Source organism: Bradyrhizobium sp. Pa8, from assembly GCF_052588265.1.
In genome coordinates, this window is record NZ_CP176767.1 from 3,248,300 (window position 1) to 3,264,873 (window position 16,574).

Here is a 16,574-nt window from a genome sequence, read left to right on the forward strand (position 1 = left end):
TCCCGTGGATCTCGACGCGCTCGCCGGCTGCCTCTCCAGTTCCGCCTGCCTGGTGACGCAAACCACCAGCGGCCTCATCATCGGCATGCTCCTGTTCCTGGTCGCAGTCGGGCTGACGCTGATCTTCGGCGTGCTCAAGGTCGTCAATTTCAGCCACGGCGCCTTCTACATGTTCGGCGCCTATTTCGCGATGACGGCCTATCAGCTCACCGGGAGCTTTGCGCTGGCGATGTTCGCGGGGGCGGCCGGCACCGCGCTTCTCGGCCTGATCTTCGAGCGCGTCTTCATGAGCCGCGTCTATGGCGCCGACGTGCTGATGCAGCTGCTCGTCTGCTACGCCTTCGTGCTGATCTTCGACGATGTCGTGCGCATCATCTGGGGGCCGGAATTCAAGTCAATGGGCATGCCCGCGGCATTCCAGGTGATGCCGCTGTTCATCGCGGGCGGCGTCGTGCCGCCTTACTACCTGCTGCTGATCGGCGTCGCGCTCGTCGCAGCGATCGTGCTTGGTATCGGATTGTCGCGCAGCCGGATCGGCAAGGTGATCCGGGCGGCGGCACATAATCCCGGCATGGTCTCGGCGCTAGGCATCAATACCGGCCTGATCTATGGCGGCGTGTTCGCACTCGGCGGCATGCTGGCGGGCCTTGCCGGCGCGCTCGCGGCGCCCGTGCGTTCGCTGACCCCCGGCATGGGATTTTCGGTGCTGATCGAATCCTTCATCGTCACCGTGATCGGCGGCATGGGTTCGATCCTGGGCGCTCTGATCGGCGCGCTGCTGCTCGGCCTTATCCGTTCCTTCGGCTCGCTCGGCTTTCCCCTGTTCACGGAAGGCCTGATGTACCTGTTCATGGTGATCGTGCTGGTCTCAAAACCCACCGGCCTGTTCGGCAAGGAGGCGGCATGACCGAGCTCGAGGCCGGACGCGCTGGGACGCTGGCGCCGGTGCGCAGCGGTGCAGCGCTGCAACGCTATCGCGACGTCCTGATCGCGTTGATCGCGTTCGCTGTGCTGGCGAGCCTGCCGCTGTTCACGGGCAGCAAGGCGCTGCTCGATTTCCTCATCCGCTGCTCGGCTTACGGCCTGTTCGCGACCTCGCTGAACCTGCTGGTCGGCTACACCGGCCTGACCTCGTTCGGCCACGGCATGTTCTTCGGCCTCGGCGCCTACAGTTTTGGCCTGATCATGCAGAAGCTGGGCGTGCCGATTCCCGTGGCCTTCGTCGCGACGCTGGCGATCACGGCGGCAATCGCCGCAATCATCGGCGCGATCTGCGTGCGGCTGAAGGAGATCTATTTCGCCTTCGTCACGCTCGCCTTCCAGATGTTGATTCACTCGACCATCCTGTCCTGGGCGTCCTTCACCGGCGGCGACCAGGGCCTGCGCGGCGGCATTCCGCGCCCCACCTTCCTCGGCATTAATCTCGCCAACCACGTCCATCTCTATGTCGCGAGCTGCGCGCTGCTGATCCTCGGCCTGCTCGCGATGCGCCAGATCGCGCAATCGCCGTTCGGTTACACCTTGCGCATGATCCGCGACAACGCCGCGCGCGCGAGCTTCCTCGGCATCGACGTCTGGCGGGCAAAGCTGACAGTCTTCGTGCTGGCGGCATTGTTCGCGTCGATGGGCGGCATGGTGATGGCGCTGTTCGTCTCCGGCGCCTATCCGGAATTCGCCTATTGGACGATCTCGGGCGAGGGCATCTTCATCAACATGCTCGGCGGCGTCTCGACCTTCCTGGGGCCGATGGTCGGCACCGTGCTGCTGCTTCTGCTCAACGACACCGTCACGCGCTTCACCGAGTACCACGGTATCGTGCTCGGCGTGGTCATCCTGTTCTTTGCGCTGGGCCTGCGCAAAGGCCTGCTGGATTTCGTCGCCGACTGGTTCGCGCACCGGCGTGACGCAGGCGAGAGGCGCTAGCGATGCTCGAGATCCGCAACCTCGCAAAATCCTTCGGCGGCGTGAAGGCGACCAACGACGTCACGCTCGACTTCCCCGACGGTTCGCTCACGGCGGTGATCGGACCGAACGGCGCGGGCAAGAGCACCTTCTTCAACCTGATTACCGGCGCCTTGAGACCGGATTCTGGTCAGGTCCTGCTCGACGGCATCGATCTCGCCGGCCGCTCGCCGCCGGAGATCGTGCGCCACGGCATTGGCCGCGCCTTCCAGGTCGCGAGCATCTTCAAATCGCTGACAGTGCAGGAGACCATGCTTGCCGCCGTCAGCGCCGACCAGCGCTCGTCGGCGGTGCTGCACAAGCGCTTTCCGTTGCCCGAGACGCGCGACCGTGCCGAGCATGTGATGGAGCTGCTGGGCTTGGCGAGCAAGCGCAACCGCACGGCCGCGACGCTGTCGCATGGCGACCAGAAGCTGCTCGACATCGCGCTTGCTCTGGTGCTCGAACCAAAGGTTCTGCTGCTGGACGAGCCGACTGCCGGCATGGGCCCGGAAGAGCGCTGGCGCATGATCGACAAGGTGCGCGAGCTCTGGGAGACGCAAAGGATCACCGTCGTCTTCATCGAGCACGACATGGACATCGTGTTCAAGATTGCCCCAAAAATCGTCGTGCTCTGCTACGGCCGTATTCTCGCGACCGGGACGCCCGACGAGATCCGCAACAACAGTGCCGTGATCGACGCCTATCTCGGCACCGAACATGCGGGAGCCGCCGCATGAGCGAAGCCATCATCGAAGTCGCCGATCTCGACGTCTACTACGGCACGAGCCAGATCCTGTTCGGCGTCGGCCTCTCGGTGCGGCAGGGCGAGACCATGGCGCTTTTGGGCCGCAATGGCGCGGGCAAATCGACGACCATGAAGGCGATCATGGGGCTGGCGCCGCCGCGTCGGGGCAGGATCAGCCTGCACGGCGCGGTGATCTCTGGCCAGAAGCCGCACCATATCGCGCGCGCCGGTCTCGGCTTCGTGCCGGAGGATCGCCAGATCTTTCCGGAGCACACGGTCGAGGACAATCTCGTCATCGGCAGGAAGCGCGGGCCGGAAGGCCAGGACGAGTGGCCGATCAAGCGCATCTACGACGTCTTCCCGCTGCTGGAGCCGCTGCGCCATCGCATCGCCGGGCGTCTCTCCGGCGGCGAGCAGCAGATGCTCGCGATCGCGCGCACGCTGATGGGCAACCCGGCGCTGTTGCTGCTCGATGAGCCGAGCGAGGGCCTCGCGCCGATCATCGTGCAGCGGATCGGCGAGCTGTTGCGGCAGCTCCGACAGCTCGGATCGACCGTGCTGATCGCCGAGCAGAACATGCATTTCTGCCTGGGGCTTGCTAGCCACGCAACGGTGATCGACAAGGGCCAGATCGTCTATGCTGCCGGGATCGACGAGCTGAAGGCCAACGACGCGATCCGACGCCGCTATCTGGCGCTGTAACCGGGTTCCGGACCGCCAAACCGGCCCAAAGAAGAAAACTATTGTCTCGGGTTCGTCGGACGGAAGGAGTTTCCCCGTCGAGGGCCAAAAACGCCAATCGCTTCCATTGCCGTTTGGGGCCGAAACGACGACATTCCATTCAGAATTTGATGGATTGGCGTAGCCATGGAACGCACTGGATTTGAGCCCTTCGGCGAGCAGCTGGTGTCCGCAACGGACACCCAGCCGCGATCGCGCGCGTCAAAGCTCCTGCTGCGGGCCGGCACCACGGTGTTCTGGTCGCTGGTCGCGGGGATCGTGCTCGCGCGTGCGGCCTTCTTCGAGCCGGGCGTCTATGACAGCTTCAGCCGCGTCGCCTCGCTCGCCAAAAGCCTGATCTTCTGAGCCGATTATTCCGGGCTGAGCATAGAACTTCCCTCGGCCCTGATATGCCGAAAACTTATTCCCCAATCGGACGGTACTGCGTATAAATATTTCTCCTCTGGGAGAGATTTGTGTCGCAGAATCAAGCATCCAACCCGGCCGACGCCAAGCCAACCACTGTCGTGAGCCGTATTGCGGCGCTGATTCCGGGAATCCTCCTGTGCATCGCCGTGGCCGGTATCTCGGCCTTGCTCGAACGGGCCGAGCTGGGTGTCTTCGAGCACCCCTATGTCGAAGCGCTGGTGATGGCGATCCTGCTCGGGATGGCGCTGCGCAGCTTCTGGAAACCGGCGCCGCGCTGGCAGGCCGGCATCGCCTTCAGCGCCAAACAGCTGCTCGAAGTTGCGGTCATGCTGCTGGGGGCCTCGATCAGCTTCGCCGCCATCGCGGCTTCCGGCGTGGCGCTGCTGGCATCGATCGCCGCGGTCGTCGTGATCGCGCTCTGCGTCTCCTTCGGCCTCAGTCGCATGCTGGGCCTGTCGACGCGGCTCTCGATCCTGATCGCCTGCGGCAATTCCATCTGCGGCAATTCCGCGATCGCCGCCGTGGCGCCGATCATCGGCGCCAACAACGACGAGATCGCGTCCTCGATTTCCTTTACGGCGATCCTCGGCGTGATGATGGTCCTCGGCCTGCCGCTGCTGATTCCGCTGCTGCAATTGTCGGCCACGCAATATGGCATCCTCGCAGGCCTCACCGTCTACGCGGTGCCGCAGGTGCTTGCGGCAACGGTCCCGGCCGGGCTCATCTCGACGCAGATCGGCACGCTGGTGAAGCTGATGCGCGTGTTGATGCTCGGGCCCGTCGTCGTCGGTCTCTCCCTGGTCGCCTCGCGCTGGCAGACCGGCGCCAAGAAATCCAATGTCGGCTTCTTCCGCCTGGTCCCGTGGTTCATCCTCGGCTTCCTTGCGCTGGCGACATTGCGTTCGCTGGAGATCGTGCCTGGCACAGTGGTGGGACCGGTGACGAAGATCACGAGCTTCCTCACCGTCGTCTCCATGGCCGCGCTGGGGCTGGGCGTCGATGTGAAGGTGCTGGCGAATGTCGGCGGCCGGGTGACGGCCGCCGTGACACTGTCGCTGATGCTGCTGCTCGGTATCAGCATCGCGCTGGTGCACTGGTTCAAGTGATTAAGTGAAACTGCCGTAGGGTGGGCAAAGGCGCGAAGCGCCGTGCCCACCATTCAATTCGGCACATGTACAAGATTGGTGGGCACGCTTCGCTTTGCCCACCCTACGAGATCGCGCTTCTTGGCGGCGCCTAAATCACATCCGCCAGCGAATGCCCATGCAGCTCGATGTTGAGCCCCTGCATGCCCATGTCGCTGATTTCGCCGCCCATCGCCTTCAGGCTCTCCTCGCGGATCAGTGACATCAGGCCGCGGCGGAGCGCCAGGAACTCCGACGACATCATCATCGACTGCTGCCGCGGCCGCTCCAGCGGGATCGGGATTTCCGCCTTGATCGAGCCGGGGCGGGCGGTCATGCAATAGACGCGGTCGGAGAGGAAGATGGCTTCATCGATGTCGTGGGTGACGAACAGCACCGAGATCTTCAGCCGTTGCCACATGTTGGTGAGGATCTGCTGCATGATCACGCGGGTCTGCGCGTCGAGGGCACCAAAGGGCTCGTCGAGCAGCAGCACCTTCGGTCCCGTCGCGAGTGCGCGAACGATGCCGACACGCTGCTTCATGCCGCCGGACAGCTTCTCCGGATAGTGCTTCTCGAACGCCTCGAGCCCCGCGAGTCCGAGCAGCGTGCGAGCGGCGCGCTCGCGCTGGGAGCGCGCCATGCCGCGCATCTTCAGGCCGAACTCGACGTTCTCCCGCACCGTCTTCCACGGAAACAGCGAATATTGCTGAAACACCATGCCGCGCTCGGCGCTGGGGCCGTTGACCCGCTCGCCGTCGACCGTGACGATTCCGGTGGTCGGCTTGAGGAAGCCCGCAACCGCATTGAGCAGCGTCGACTTTCCACAGCCGGAGGGCCCGACGATCGAGACGAACTCGCCGGGCTTCACATGAATCTGCGTGTCGGTGACGGCCTGCACCGGTCCCTCGATGCTCTCATAGCTGAGGGAGAAATTCCTGACCTCGATATGGCCCTGCGGTGCTTTGGTCAGGATTCCGTTCATTTTAGCCTCCACGGCATCACCAACTGCCCGGCGCCCCTGATAAGCAGGCTCGATCCCAGGCCAAGCACGCCGATCGCGATCATGCCGAGCGCGATGTCGGCATATTGGACCAGCGAATAGGCCTCCCAGGTGAAATAGCCGATGCCGTATTGGCCCGAGATCATCTCGGCGGCGATCAGCGACACCCAGGCCACGCCCATGCCGACGGTGAGGCCGGTGAAGATGTGCGGCATCGAAGCTGGAAAATACACCTCGCGGAAGATCGACCGTTCTCGCGCGCCGAGACATTGCGCGGCGCGCACCAGCACGGGATCGACGAGCGACATGCCATGCAGCGTGTTGACCAGGATCGGGAAGAACGCGCCGAGGAAGGTGATGAAGACGATGCTCTGCTCGTTGGTCGGCCAAAGCATGATCGCCATCGGCACCCAGGCGATTGCCGGGATCGGCCGCAGCACCTCGGCCACGGGGAAGATGATCTCGTGCACCAGCTTGAAGCGGCCCATGATCAGGCCGAGCGGCACGCCGACCACCGCCGCGAGCGAGAAGCCGAACAAGATGCGCCGGCAGCTCAAGAGGATGTGCAGCAGGAATTTAGGATCGTGGATCGCCTTGGTGAAGCTCGCATAGACCGCCAGCGGCGAGGGCACGTTGGTGAAGCGCACGAAGAACACGACGCGATAGGTCGTGAGCAGGTGCCAGACCAGCAGGAAGGCGAGCAGCGATATGATGCCGATCGCCGTCGCGCGTAGCCCCGCCCGATTGAGCCGGTACCAGCGCAGCGCGAGCGTGCCGAAGGAAGGCGGTGTCGCGGGCGGGGAAGGGGCGGGCACGGGGCCCGCCTCGGCGATTGCAGTTGCTGCCGGCATGTTGTCCTCGGGATGTCTGACGAGGGCGGGACTGCTCACGTCTTGCCTCCGCCGACCGCCGCCTTCACCGCGTCGTCGAAGCCGAGCACCTTGCCATTGATCTTGGCGGCGTAGGCTTCGGCGTCCTTCTTCAGGAGGAACGGCGCGACCTCGCCGTTGCCGACCGCGAAGAAGGCCTGGTCGGCGAACAGCTTGATTCCACGCGTGGTGTCGAAGACGTAGGCGACGTTGATCTTCTTGCCCCTGGCCTTGTAGTCGGAATAGGCCCCTAACGTGCACGCCGCGGACGCAAACGGCAGGATACCGGCATCGTCGACCCAGACCTCGCCGGCCTTGCGCGGGTCGGTGATCGGCTTCTTGCAGAAGGAATCTTCGCCTGTGATCTCGTAATTCCTGGTGCTCGCAAGCTGGGTGTCATAGTCGAGCTTCATCTCGGCATAGGCCTTGCGGATATAGGAATCATCCACCCACTTCTTCGGATCGAACTCCTTCATGCGGCCGAGATTCTGCAACACCTTGACGTCGGTCGCGGCTGCATCGATCAGCGCCGGCTTCACCGTGGGATCGGTGGTCATGTTGCCGCTGGGACCGAGGAAGATGTAGACGACTTCCTTGTTGATGCCGGTCCACTCCTGGATCTTTTCGGCGGCTAGCTTGGGATCGTCGCGCAGCCACTGGTTGGCGGCGATCAGCGCCTTGAAGTAGGCAACGACGACCTCAGGGTATTTCTCGGCGAAATCGGTGCGGACCACGATGCCGTGGAAGGTCGGCAGATTGGTCTCGACGCCGTCAAAAATCTTGCGCGCGAAGCCACGGAACGGCAGCAGCTCGGCGAAGGGGACAAAGTCGGCATGCGCGTCGATCTTCTTCTCCTGGAGATTGGTCGAACCGACCTCCGGGCTCTGGCTGACGAGCTGGAAGAAGTCGGAGGCGTAACCGCGGTCCTGCATCGCCTTCAGCACCATGCCGTGCGCGGCCGAGCCGAACGGCACGCTGACGAGCTTGCCCTTGAGATCGGCGAGATCGTAATAGGGCGAGTCCTTGTGGACGACGAGCCCGTTGCCGGAGCCGGACAGGCTGTAGGCGGCCACGCCCATCAGGCGGCTCTTGCTCTCCGGATTGCTCTCGAAGGTGAAGCCGTTCACGATCAGCGGATAGTCGCCCATCATGCCGATCTGGAGCTTGTTCGCCATCATCGCGTTGGTGACGGGCGGGCCGGAGGTGAAATTCTGCCACTCCAGCTCGAACTTGATGTTCGCGTACTTGCCGTCCTTCGGCAGATATTTCTCGAGGAGATGCAGCTGCCGGATGACGACGCCGGCGGTCACCGTGTTGGTCGTGGTGTCCTGCGTTCCGATGCCGAGGGTGACGGTTTCCGCCAGGGCCGGCTGCGCGATCAGAAGCGCCAGCGAGGTCACCGACATCGCGATCGAGAGTGTGGGAAGATGGCGGACCATTCTCATCCTCATTCGGTTGGATGTGCTGTGGTTGCCATGATTGGGTGAGGCCGCGGGCAGGGCAAATCCGGAGTGACCGCCGCAGTCGATTAGTTGCCGGGAAAAGCTGATTGCATACTCCTTGGGCAGTCCTGCACTATAAAGCCGCTTGCCTGTGCATCGGCGTTAGTCGGCGCCTTGGCCGCGCATCTCTTCGAGCACGTCGGGCCGGCAGACCACGATCTGTGAGCGCTTCGTCACCACGATTCCCTTCTCCTGCATGCGCTTCAGGCTGATGGTGACCCATTGCCTGGTGGCGCCGACCATGTGGGCGATGTCGGCATGGGTGAAGGCGGCCGCGATCACCCGGCCGTCGGCGTCCTCGACGCCGTAGAGCTCGACCAGATGCAGCAGGAGATGCGCGAGGCGCTGGGTGATCGAGCGCGTTCCCAGCATCTGCGCCAGCGCCGAATAGCATTTGCCCTTGAAGGTGAGGCCTTCAATGAGGCCGATGGCGAGGTTCGGGATCTCCACGGCAAGCGACCGCAGCTCCTTTCCGGGCAGGTGTACCACGCTGCAATTGCTGGATGCGACGCCGGACCATTGGTGCACGGTGCCTTCGAACACTTCGGGCCCACCGACGAAATTGCCGACATGCCAATAGGCCAGCGTGATCTCGCGTCCGAGCGGCGAGGTGTAGAACACGCGGATGCGGCCGCTCTCGATCAGCCAGATGCCGTCATGCTTGCCACCCTGGCTGAACAGCGTCTGGCCGCGGTTGAGCACCTTTCGCCGGCCTTGCTTCAGCACCAGCTCCCGCTCGCGCGGTGACAGCTTGTCCATCAGCGGCGGCGGTCCGCCGATCCATTGCTGGTTCTCGGTCAGCAGCAGCGACGAGCCGCCGGCAGGCCGGACCGTTGCGGGAACCGTCCCGCGAACCACATTGGCCGCCTGCAACATCATCCGCCTCCGGAACGTTCAAATCGTTCTAAAGAGGAGCAATGTCCGTGCCAGCTTTACTCCGCTGTCGTCGCCCGGCTTGACCGGGCGACCCAGTATTCCAGAGTCAGCAATGGGTTACGGAGAGGCCGCGGCGTACTCGATTCCCCGCTTTCGCGGGGAATGACAGTGGAGCAAGAGGAACGGTCCGGCGCCTACAGCCCCGCCAAGCTCAACAAATACGGCCTCGGGTAAATCCCCCTGTTATGCCCATCCGAGAACGAGATGTTCAGCCCGTAGCCGAGATCGCCGATCTCGGTGATGGCGATGCCGGGAAAGCGTTCGGGGAAGCGATCGTCGAAGCGGGCGCGAGTGCAGTGAGCGCATTTACAGGAGACACGGAGCTGCTCGGCAGTGATTCCGACCACATCGTCCTGCGTGGTGCGGACGACGAGCGTCGCGAGATCGGCGCTGGCTTCGTAGTCGGCCACAATCGGCGCCACCAAGGTCATGGTCATGACGAACCTCCAGCTTCCTTCTATGTCGGCGCGGCCGCGCCCGAATAGCAACTAATTGCCGGCGCGGACGCGTGGCCGTCTGCCTCCTCTTCAGTCACCGCCCACCAAATGTGAAACTAATCGACTGGGAATTTCACTTCCGAATTGCCGGACTCTGCTCTCTCCGAAACCTTGTGCGCCATCGATGGCTGAGGAGAGACCATGAGCGCATTTCAGAAGGAAACGGTTTTGTCGGTCCGGCACTGGACCGAGTCCCTGTTCAGCTTCACGGCGACGCGCGATCCGGGCTTCCGTTTCCAGAACGGCCAGTTCGCGATGATCGGGCTGGAAGTCGAGGGCAAGCCGTTGATGCGGGCCTACAGCATGGCGAGCGCCAATCACGAGGAGGCGCTCGAATTCTTCTCGATCAAGGTTCAGGACGGGCCGCTGACCTCGCGCCTCCAGAAGATCCGGGAGGGCGACATCATCCTGGTCGGCCGCAAGGCGACGGGCACGCTGATTACCGGCAACCTCATTCCGGGAAAGCGCCTGCTGCTGCTTTCGACCGGCACCGGCCTTGCGCCCTTCGCCAGCCTGATCAAGGACCCTGATGTCTACGAGAATTACGAGACCATCGTGCTCGCTCATGGTTGCCGCCAGGTCTCCGAGCTCGCCTATGGCGAGCACCTCGTCGACGGCCTGCGCAATCACGAATTCTTCGGTCCGCTGATCCGCGACAAGCTCGTCTACTACCCGACGGTGACCCGCGAGCCGTTCAAAAACCGCGGCCGCATCACCGACCTGATCGCCTCCAACCAGCTGTTCGACGACATCGGGCAGTCAGGCCTCGATATAGCGACCGATCGCATCATGCTGTGCGGCAGCCCGGCGATGCTCGAGGAACTCCCCGCGATGTTTGCCGCGCGCGGCTTTGTCGAAGGCAATCACAGCCAGCCCGGCCATTTCGTCATCGAAAAGGCCTTCGTCGAGCGCTGAGGCGCAAATCGCGTCCCGGCGACAACTAATTGCTATCGCCGGACGACCACCTGAACAAATCTGATGCGAAAGCGCCGGACCGGCGAACCAGGAGCAAGTGATGGCACTAGATGAGATCGTCGACGGACTTTCGGAGGTTTCCTGCGACGTGCTCGTCATCGGCGGCGGCACGGCCGGCCCGATGGCGGCGCTGAAGGCGAAGCTGAAGAACCCGAAGGCCAACGTCGTCTTGCTCGAGAAGGCCAACGTCAAACGCTCCGGCGCGATCTCGATGGGCATGGACGGGCTCAACAACGCCGTCATCCCCGGCTATGCGACGCCGGAGCAGTACACCAAGGAAATCACCATCGCCAACGACGGCATCGTCGACCAGAAGGCGGTCTATAAATACGCGCAGAACTGTTACAAGATCATCGAGGAGCTCGACAGCTTCGGCATCCGCTTCCTCAAGAACGAGAACGGCGACTACGCCGTCAAGAAGGTGCACCACATCGGCACCTATGTGCTGCCGATGCCGAACGGCGAGACGGTCAAGAAGGCGCTTTATCGTCAGCTTCGCCGCGCCCGCATCCTGATCTCCAACCGCTACATGGCGACGCGGCTGCTCAAATCCGCCGACGGCCGTATCGCCGGCGCGATCTCCGTCAACACCCGGACCGCCGAGATGCTGGTGATCAAGGCCAAGGCCGTCATCCTCTGCATGGGCGCCGCCGGCCGCCTGGGCCTGCCGACCTCCGGCTACATGTTCGGCACCTACGAGAACGCCGCCAATTCCGGCGACGGCTATGCCATGGCCTATCACGCCGGTGCCGCGCTCGCGAACCTCGAATGCTACCAGATCAATCCGCTGATCAAGGATTATAACGGCCCGGCTTGCGCTTACGTGGCCGGTCCCTTCGGTGCCTTCACCGCCAACAACGAGGGATCGCGCTTCATCGAATGCGACTACTGGTCGGGCCAGATGATGCTGGAATTCTACAATGAGCTGCTGTCCGGCAAGGGCCCGGTGTTCCTCCAGCTCAAGCATCTCCATCCCGATACCATCTCGGAGATCGAATCCACGCTGCACAAGGTGGAGCGTCCCACGCGCGGCCTGTTCCAGCAGGGGCGCGGGGTCGATTATCGCAGCGAGTCGATCGAGATGCACATCTCCGAGATCGGGTTCTGCTCCGGCCACAGCGCCTCCGGTGTATTCGTCGACGACAATGCGCGCACGACGGTGCCCGGCCTCTATGCCGCCGGCGATATGGCGAGCGTGCCGCACAATTACATGCTCGGCGCCTTCACCAACGGCTCGGTTGCCGGCATCGACGCGATGGAGTTCGCCGACAACCATGACTTTGCGGAGTTCGATGCGGCCGATGTCGCCAGGGAGCGCGACCGCGTGCTGGCGCCAACGAAGCGCGAGGACGGCATTCCACCGAACCAGGTCGAGTACAAGACCCGTCGCCTCGTCAACGACTATCTCCAGCCGCCGAAGGTCACGCGCAAATATGAGCTCGGCATGCTCCGCCTCGCCGAGACGCGACAGGACATGCAGGAGCACATGATCGCGCGCAACGCGCACGAGCTGCTTCGTGCGCTCGAAGTGCAGTCGATCATGGACTGCGCCGACATGGCGGTGCACGCCTCGTTGTACCGCGAGGAGAGCCGCTGGGGCCTCTACCACTGGCGCACCGATTTCCCGGAGAAGGACAACGAGAACTGGTTCTGCCACACGCTGCTCTCCAAGCAGAACGGCAAGATGACCAGCGAGAAGCGCGCCGTGGAGCCCTATGTCGTGCCGATCGCCGACGACGAGAAGGACCTCTACGACAAGCAGCGCATCCGCGCCTCCGCCTGATCCACCGCAACATCGCAACAGGAGACATAAAATGCCTCTCGCGTCCTATCAGACATCGGTTCCGGTGGTCGTCGACGACGCCAAATGCATCGCCGACAAGGGCTGCACCGTGTGCGTCGACGTCTGCCCGCTCGACGTGCTCCGCATCAGCGACATGACCGGCAAGGCCTACATGGCCTATGACGAGTGCTGGTATTGCATGCCCTGCGAGGCCGATTGCCCGACCGGCGCCGTCACCGTCAACATTCCCTATCTGTTGAGGTGATCATGTCGAGCCCGTTCGAATCCTATGACGACCTCGAAGACGCCGACGAGCGGCTGCAGGCCGCCGATCCCGCCGAGCGCCGTGTCGCCATCATCGCGCTCGGGCATTCCGGAGATCCCGCGGCGGTCGCCCATCTCGCCAACATGGTCGCCGATCCCGATGCCGGCGTGCGCCAGCAGGTCGCGATGGCGCTCGGCGAGTTCGACGGGCCCGATGCCGCGAGTGGGCTGGTCAAGCTGCTGGTCGATCCCGAAAGGATCGTGGCGGCGGCCGCGGCCGACAGCATGGCCGAGTTCAAGGATCCGGCCTGCGCCGAGATCATCCTGCCGCTGGTCAAGCACGCCCACGCCTTTGTCCGCATGGGCGCGCTGCGCGCGCTGAAGGAGCTGCGCTGCAAGGACACGCTGAAGCCGGCACTGGAAGCGCTCCTGGATCAAGATGCGGCCGTTCGCGTGCAGTCGATCGGCGTGATCGGCTTCCTCAAGCTGGAGGAATCCATCCCCGCGTTGACCGCGCTGATCAACGATCCCGACGCCCATGTGCGCCGCGCCGCAGTGAGCGCGCTGGCCTTCTCGCAACTGAAGCCCGCGGCCGAGACGATCACGCGCGGGCTGAAGGATTCGGACTGGATGGTACGCGAGATGGCTGCGGAGACGCTGGGCCTCAACGTCAACGGCTCGCTCGCGGCCGATCAGCTTGTAGGCTCGCTTGCCGATGAATTCTGGCAGGTGCGGCTGAAGGCGATCCGCAGCCTCGGCAAGATGAAGATCGAGCGCGCGGTACGCCCGATCGGCAATTGCATCAACCACGACCAGGCCAATTTGCGGAAGGAGGCGGCCGCCGCGCTCGGCGAGATCGCCCATCCCGACGGCGAGGCGTTCCTGGCCGTCATCGCCGACGACGCCGACCCTGATGTTCGCAAGAACGCGCGCTGGGCGCTCCAGCAGATCGCGGCGCGCAAAGCGCGAGCAGGCGCATAAGGGCCCGGGCAGGGGCATAGCGGCTCTTCGCTGCCGGTCTGGACTTCCCCTGCCAGACGTTTATTGGTCTTCGCCAATGGGATCGGCTGCTATTTCAGCGCGGCCGATCCGAGAAAGAGCGAGGACGTGGCCATGACGACACTGTCTGTAAAAGATCTTCTCCCCGAGGATGGAACGAAGGGGACGCTGGTCGGCCGCGTCTGGCTGCCGCAGGCGAACGGCCCGGCCGTTGTCGCCGTCCGTGGTGACGGCGTCTTCGACGTCACCGCCAGGTTTCCGACCGTCAGCGCGCTCTGCGAGGAAGACAATCCGGCCAAGGCGCTCGCCGCGATCAAGGGCGAGCGCATCGGCGATCTCGAAGCGATCGTGGCCAACACGGCGCCGGATGGCCGGGATCCGAAAAAGCCGTGGCTGCTTGCGCCCCTCGATCTCCAGACCCTGAAGGCCGCCGGCGTCACCTTCGCCATCTCGATGCTGGAGCGCGTCATCGAAGAGCGGGCCAAGGGCAATCCGGCCTCGGCCGAAGCGATCCGGAAAGAAGTGACGCGGCTGATCGGCGACGATCTGTCGAAGCTCAAGCCGGGCTCCGACCAGGCGATGCATTTGAAGCAGGTGCTGATCGATCAGAACGCCTGGAGCCAATATCTCGAAGTCGGCATCGGTCCGGATGCCGAGGTCTTCACCAAGGCGCCGACGCTGTCGTCAGTCGGCACCGGCATGGATGCCGGCCTGCATCCGAAATCGACCTGGAACAATCCCGAGCCCGAGCTCGTGCTGTTCGTCTCGAGCCGCGGCAAGATCGTCGGCGGCGCGCTCGGCAACGACGTCAATCTGCGCGACTTCGAGGGGCGTTCGGCGCTCTTGCTCTCAAAGGCCAAGGACAACAATGCCTCGTGCGCGATCGGGCCGCTGCTGCGCCTGTTCGACGACACCTTCACACTCGACGACGCCCGCAAGCTCGATATCAGCCTGAACGTGAAGGGCGCGGACGGTTTCGTCCTCGACGGCCATTCCTCGATCAGCATGATCAGTCGCGATCCGACGGACCTCGTCGAGCAGACGATCGGCAAGGTCCATCAATACCCCGACGGTTTCGTGCTGTTCCTCGGCACGATGTTCGCCCCCGTCAAGGATCGCGATGCGCCGGGGCAGGGGTTCACCCACAAGCGCGACGATATCGTCACGATCGCAGCGCCCCAACTCGGCAAGCTCGTCAACCGCATGCGCACCAGCGACGAGTGCGAGCCGTGGACGTTTGGAATCGGCGCGCTGATGAAGAACCTCGCGCAACGGAAGCTGATCTAGCTCCGCTGCCCTTCGCCTCTCCCCGCACGCGGGGAGGGGCCGGATTGCATCGAAGATGCAGTCCGGGTCAGGCGGACTCTCCGCGAGTCGATTTGGTCGACCTACGCCGAACTCTATCCACACCTTCATTGCGAGCGCAGCGAAGCAATCCAGAGTCCCTCGGCGGACAGATTCTGGATTGCTTCGCTGCGCTCGCAATGACGCGAAGGAGAGGTTGCGAACCGCACATACTCCTTCATCTCCCCGTTGCATCCACGGAACAAAATCGCGCTGGGCGTGTCATTGAACCGTCCTTCACGCCAAATCGAAATTCCACACTAATAGTCAAATAATATGACTAGTCGGAACTCATCTTCCGTGAAATAGTCCCTCCCGCCGCCTCAAGGGCCGGCCTGCGGGTGCCATGCTACCAATCGGCGCCCGAGATAACACAAGATGACTTCTTGGGAGACACGCCTGATGACCCTCAAAGCCCTCTTTGCGGCCAGCGCCACGGCCGCGTTGCTGCTCGCGCTGCCGGCCAGCGCCGCCGAGCTCACCATCGGCTTCTCGCAGATCGGATCGGAATCCGGCTGGCGCGCGGCCGAGACGTCGGTCTCCAAGCAGGAGGCTGCCAAGCGAAAGGTCAATCTTAAGATCGCCGACGCGCAGCAGAAGCAGGAGAACCAGATCAAGGCGATCCGCTCCTTTATCGCGCAGAACGTCGATGCGATCTTCCTTGCACCCGTGGTCTCGACCGGTTGGGACTCGGTGCTGAAGGAAGCCAAGGAGGCCAAGATCCCGGTCGTGCTGCTCGACCGCGACATCGATCCCTCCGGCAAGGAGCTCTATCTCACCGCCGTGACCTCCGACAGCGTGCATGAAGGCGAGGTTGCCGGCGACTGGCTGGCCAAGACCGTCGGCGGCAAGGCCTGCAACGTCGTCGAATTGCAGGGCACGGTCGGCGCCAGCGTCGCCGCCAACCGCAAGAAGGGCTTTGACACCGCCATCGCGAAGCATGCGAACCTCAAGGTGGTGCGCAGCCAGACCGGCGACTTCACCCGCGCCAAGGGCAAAGAGGTGATGGAGAGCTTCATCAAGGCCGAAGGGGGCGGCAAGTCGATCTGCGCCGTCTATGCGCACAATGACGACATGATGGTCGGCGCGATCCAGGCGATGAAGGAAGCCGGCCTCAAGCCGGGCAAGGAGATCCTCACCGTCTCGATCGATGCGGTCCCTGACATCTTCAAGGCCATGGCTGTCGGCGAAGCCAACGCCACAGTCGAGCTGACGCCGAACATGGCCGGCCCCGCGCTCGATGCCATCGCGGCCTTCAAGGACAAGGGCACCGTTCCGCCCAAGTGGATCCAGACCGACTCCAAGCTCTATACCGCGGCTGACGATCCGCAGAAGATCTACGACAGCAAGAAGGGCCTCGGTTACTGAGGCGGCGCCGCGCCGGACCGCTCCCCCGTGGTCCGGCGCCCCCTTCGAAACCATTGCGCGAACGAATAGGCT

At 63.6% G+C, this 16,574-nt stretch carries 17 protein-coding genes; 12 read left to right on the top strand and 5 right to left on the bottom strand.

Annotated features, from left to right (window positions below):
- Positions 1 to 4: 4 nt before the first annotated feature.
- The 6 genes from ACKWRH_RS14585 to ACKWRH_RS14610 all read left to right on the top strand — a co-directional run bounded on the left by ACKWRH_RS14585 (position 5) and on the right by ACKWRH_RS14610 (position 4,944).
- On the top strand, positions 5 to 907 hold the full coding sequence (locus ACKWRH_RS14585; protein WP_445221108.1) for a branched-chain amino acid ABC transporter permease: 903 nt from the start codon (positions 5 to 7) through the stop codon (positions 905 to 907).
- Positions 904 to 1,923 carry a branched-chain amino acid ABC transporter permease gene (locus tag ACKWRH_RS14590; protein WP_445221109.1) on the top strand — a complete coding sequence of 340 codons (1,020 nt, stop codon included), beginning with the start codon at positions 904 to 906 and terminating at the stop codon, positions 1,921 to 1,923. Before ACKWRH_RS14585 ends, ACKWRH_RS14590 begins: the two co-directional genes overlap by 4 nt.
- Positions 1,924 to 1,925: 2 nt before the next feature.
- A complete protein-coding gene (locus ACKWRH_RS14595; protein ID WP_445221110.1) occupies positions 1,926 to 2,681 on the top strand; it encodes an ABC transporter ATP-binding protein in 756 nt (251 codons plus the stop codon).
- Positions 2,678 to 3,391: an ABC transporter ATP-binding protein gene (locus ACKWRH_RS14600; RefSeq protein WP_445221111.1), complete on the top strand. Its 714-nt coding sequence runs from the start codon at positions 2,678 to 2,680 to the stop codon at positions 3,389 to 3,391. The genes ACKWRH_RS14595 and ACKWRH_RS14600 overlap by 4 nt, the downstream gene beginning before the upstream one ends.
- A gap of 165 nt (positions 3,392 to 3,556) precedes the next feature.
- Complete coding sequence (locus tag ACKWRH_RS14605) at positions 3,557 to 3,775, top strand: hypothetical protein (protein WP_063984492.1); 219 nt, start codon at positions 3,557 to 3,559, stop codon at positions 3,773 to 3,775.
- Between the two features lie 110 nt (positions 3,776 to 3,885).
- Positions 3,886 to 4,944 (top strand): YeiH family protein, encoded by a 1,059-nt coding sequence (locus ACKWRH_RS14610; protein ID WP_445221112.1) that lies wholly within the window; start codon positions 3,886 to 3,888, stop codon positions 4,942 to 4,944.
- A gap of 130 nt (positions 4,945 to 5,074) precedes the next feature.
- On the opposite strand, the gene ACKWRH_RS14615 is transcribed toward ACKWRH_RS14610, so the two are convergent.
- The 5 genes from ACKWRH_RS14615 to ACKWRH_RS14635 form a co-directional block, all read right to left on the bottom strand.
- A complete protein-coding gene (locus tag ACKWRH_RS14615) occupies positions 5,075 to 5,947 on the bottom strand; it encodes an ABC transporter ATP-binding protein (protein WP_445221113.1) in 873 nt (290 codons plus the stop codon).
- The gene (locus tag ACKWRH_RS14620; RefSeq protein ID WP_445221114.1) at positions 5,944 to 6,855 is read right to left on the bottom strand and encodes an ABC transporter permease; all 912 of its coding nucleotides are present in this window, start codon (positions 6,853 to 6,855) and stop codon (positions 5,944 to 5,946) included. Before ACKWRH_RS14620 ends, ACKWRH_RS14615 begins: the two co-directional genes overlap by 4 nt.
- Positions 6,852 to 8,273 carry an ABC transporter substrate-binding protein gene (locus ACKWRH_RS14625; RefSeq protein ID WP_445221115.1) on the bottom strand — a complete coding sequence of 474 codons (1,422 nt, stop codon included), beginning with the start codon at positions 8,271 to 8,273 and terminating at the stop codon, positions 6,852 to 6,854. Before ACKWRH_RS14625 ends, ACKWRH_RS14620 begins: the two co-directional genes overlap by 4 nt.
- Before the next feature lie 165 nt (positions 8,274 to 8,438).
- On the bottom strand, positions 8,439 to 9,215 hold the full coding sequence (locus tag ACKWRH_RS14630; protein ID WP_445221116.1) for a Crp/Fnr family transcriptional regulator: 777 nt from the start codon (positions 9,213 to 9,215) through the stop codon (positions 8,439 to 8,441).
- 191 nt (positions 9,216 to 9,406) lie between these two features.
- Positions 9,407 to 9,703, bottom strand: coding sequence for a gamma-butyrobetaine hydroxylase-like domain-containing protein (locus tag ACKWRH_RS14635; RefSeq protein ID WP_445222401.1), 297 nt, complete (start codon positions 9,701 to 9,703; stop codon positions 9,407 to 9,409).
- 207 nt (positions 9,704 to 9,910) lie between these two features.
- Between ACKWRH_RS14635 and ACKWRH_RS14640 the strand changes: the two genes are divergently transcribed.
- The 6 genes from ACKWRH_RS14640 to ytfQ all read left to right on the top strand — a co-directional run bounded on the left by ACKWRH_RS14640 (position 9,911) and on the right by ytfQ (position 16,502).
- Positions 9,911 to 10,684, top strand: a complete 774-nt coding sequence (locus ACKWRH_RS14640) for a ferredoxin--NADP reductase (protein ID WP_445221117.1) — start codon at positions 9,911 to 9,913, stop codon at positions 10,682 to 10,684.
- A gap of 100 nt (positions 10,685 to 10,784) precedes the next feature.
- A complete protein-coding gene (locus ACKWRH_RS14645; protein ID WP_445221118.1) occupies positions 10,785 to 12,527 on the top strand; it encodes a fumarate reductase/succinate dehydrogenase flavoprotein subunit in 1,743 nt (580 codons plus the stop codon).
- Positions 12,528 to 12,558: 31 nt separating this feature from the next.
- A complete protein-coding gene (locus ACKWRH_RS14650) occupies positions 12,559 to 12,792 on the top strand; it encodes a 4Fe-4S dicluster domain-containing protein (protein WP_008141081.1) in 234 nt (77 codons plus the stop codon).
- 2 nt (positions 12,793 to 12,794) lie between these two features.
- A complete protein-coding gene (locus tag ACKWRH_RS14655; protein ID WP_445221119.1) occupies positions 12,795 to 13,772 on the top strand; it encodes a HEAT repeat domain-containing protein in 978 nt (325 codons plus the stop codon).
- A 132-nt stretch (positions 13,773 to 13,904) separates the two neighbouring features.
- Positions 13,905 to 15,077: a fumarylacetoacetate hydrolase family protein gene (locus ACKWRH_RS14660; protein ID WP_445221120.1), complete on the top strand. Its 1,173-nt coding sequence runs from the start codon at positions 13,905 to 13,907 to the stop codon at positions 15,075 to 15,077.
- 459 nt (positions 15,078 to 15,536) lie between these two features.
- The gene (ytfQ, locus tag ACKWRH_RS14665) at positions 15,537 to 16,502 is read left to right on the top strand and encodes a galactofuranose ABC transporter, galactofuranose-binding protein YtfQ (RefSeq protein ID WP_445221121.1); all 966 of its coding nucleotides are present in this window, start codon (positions 15,537 to 15,539) and stop codon (positions 16,500 to 16,502) included.
- Positions 16,503 to 16,574 lie beyond the last annotated feature (72 nt).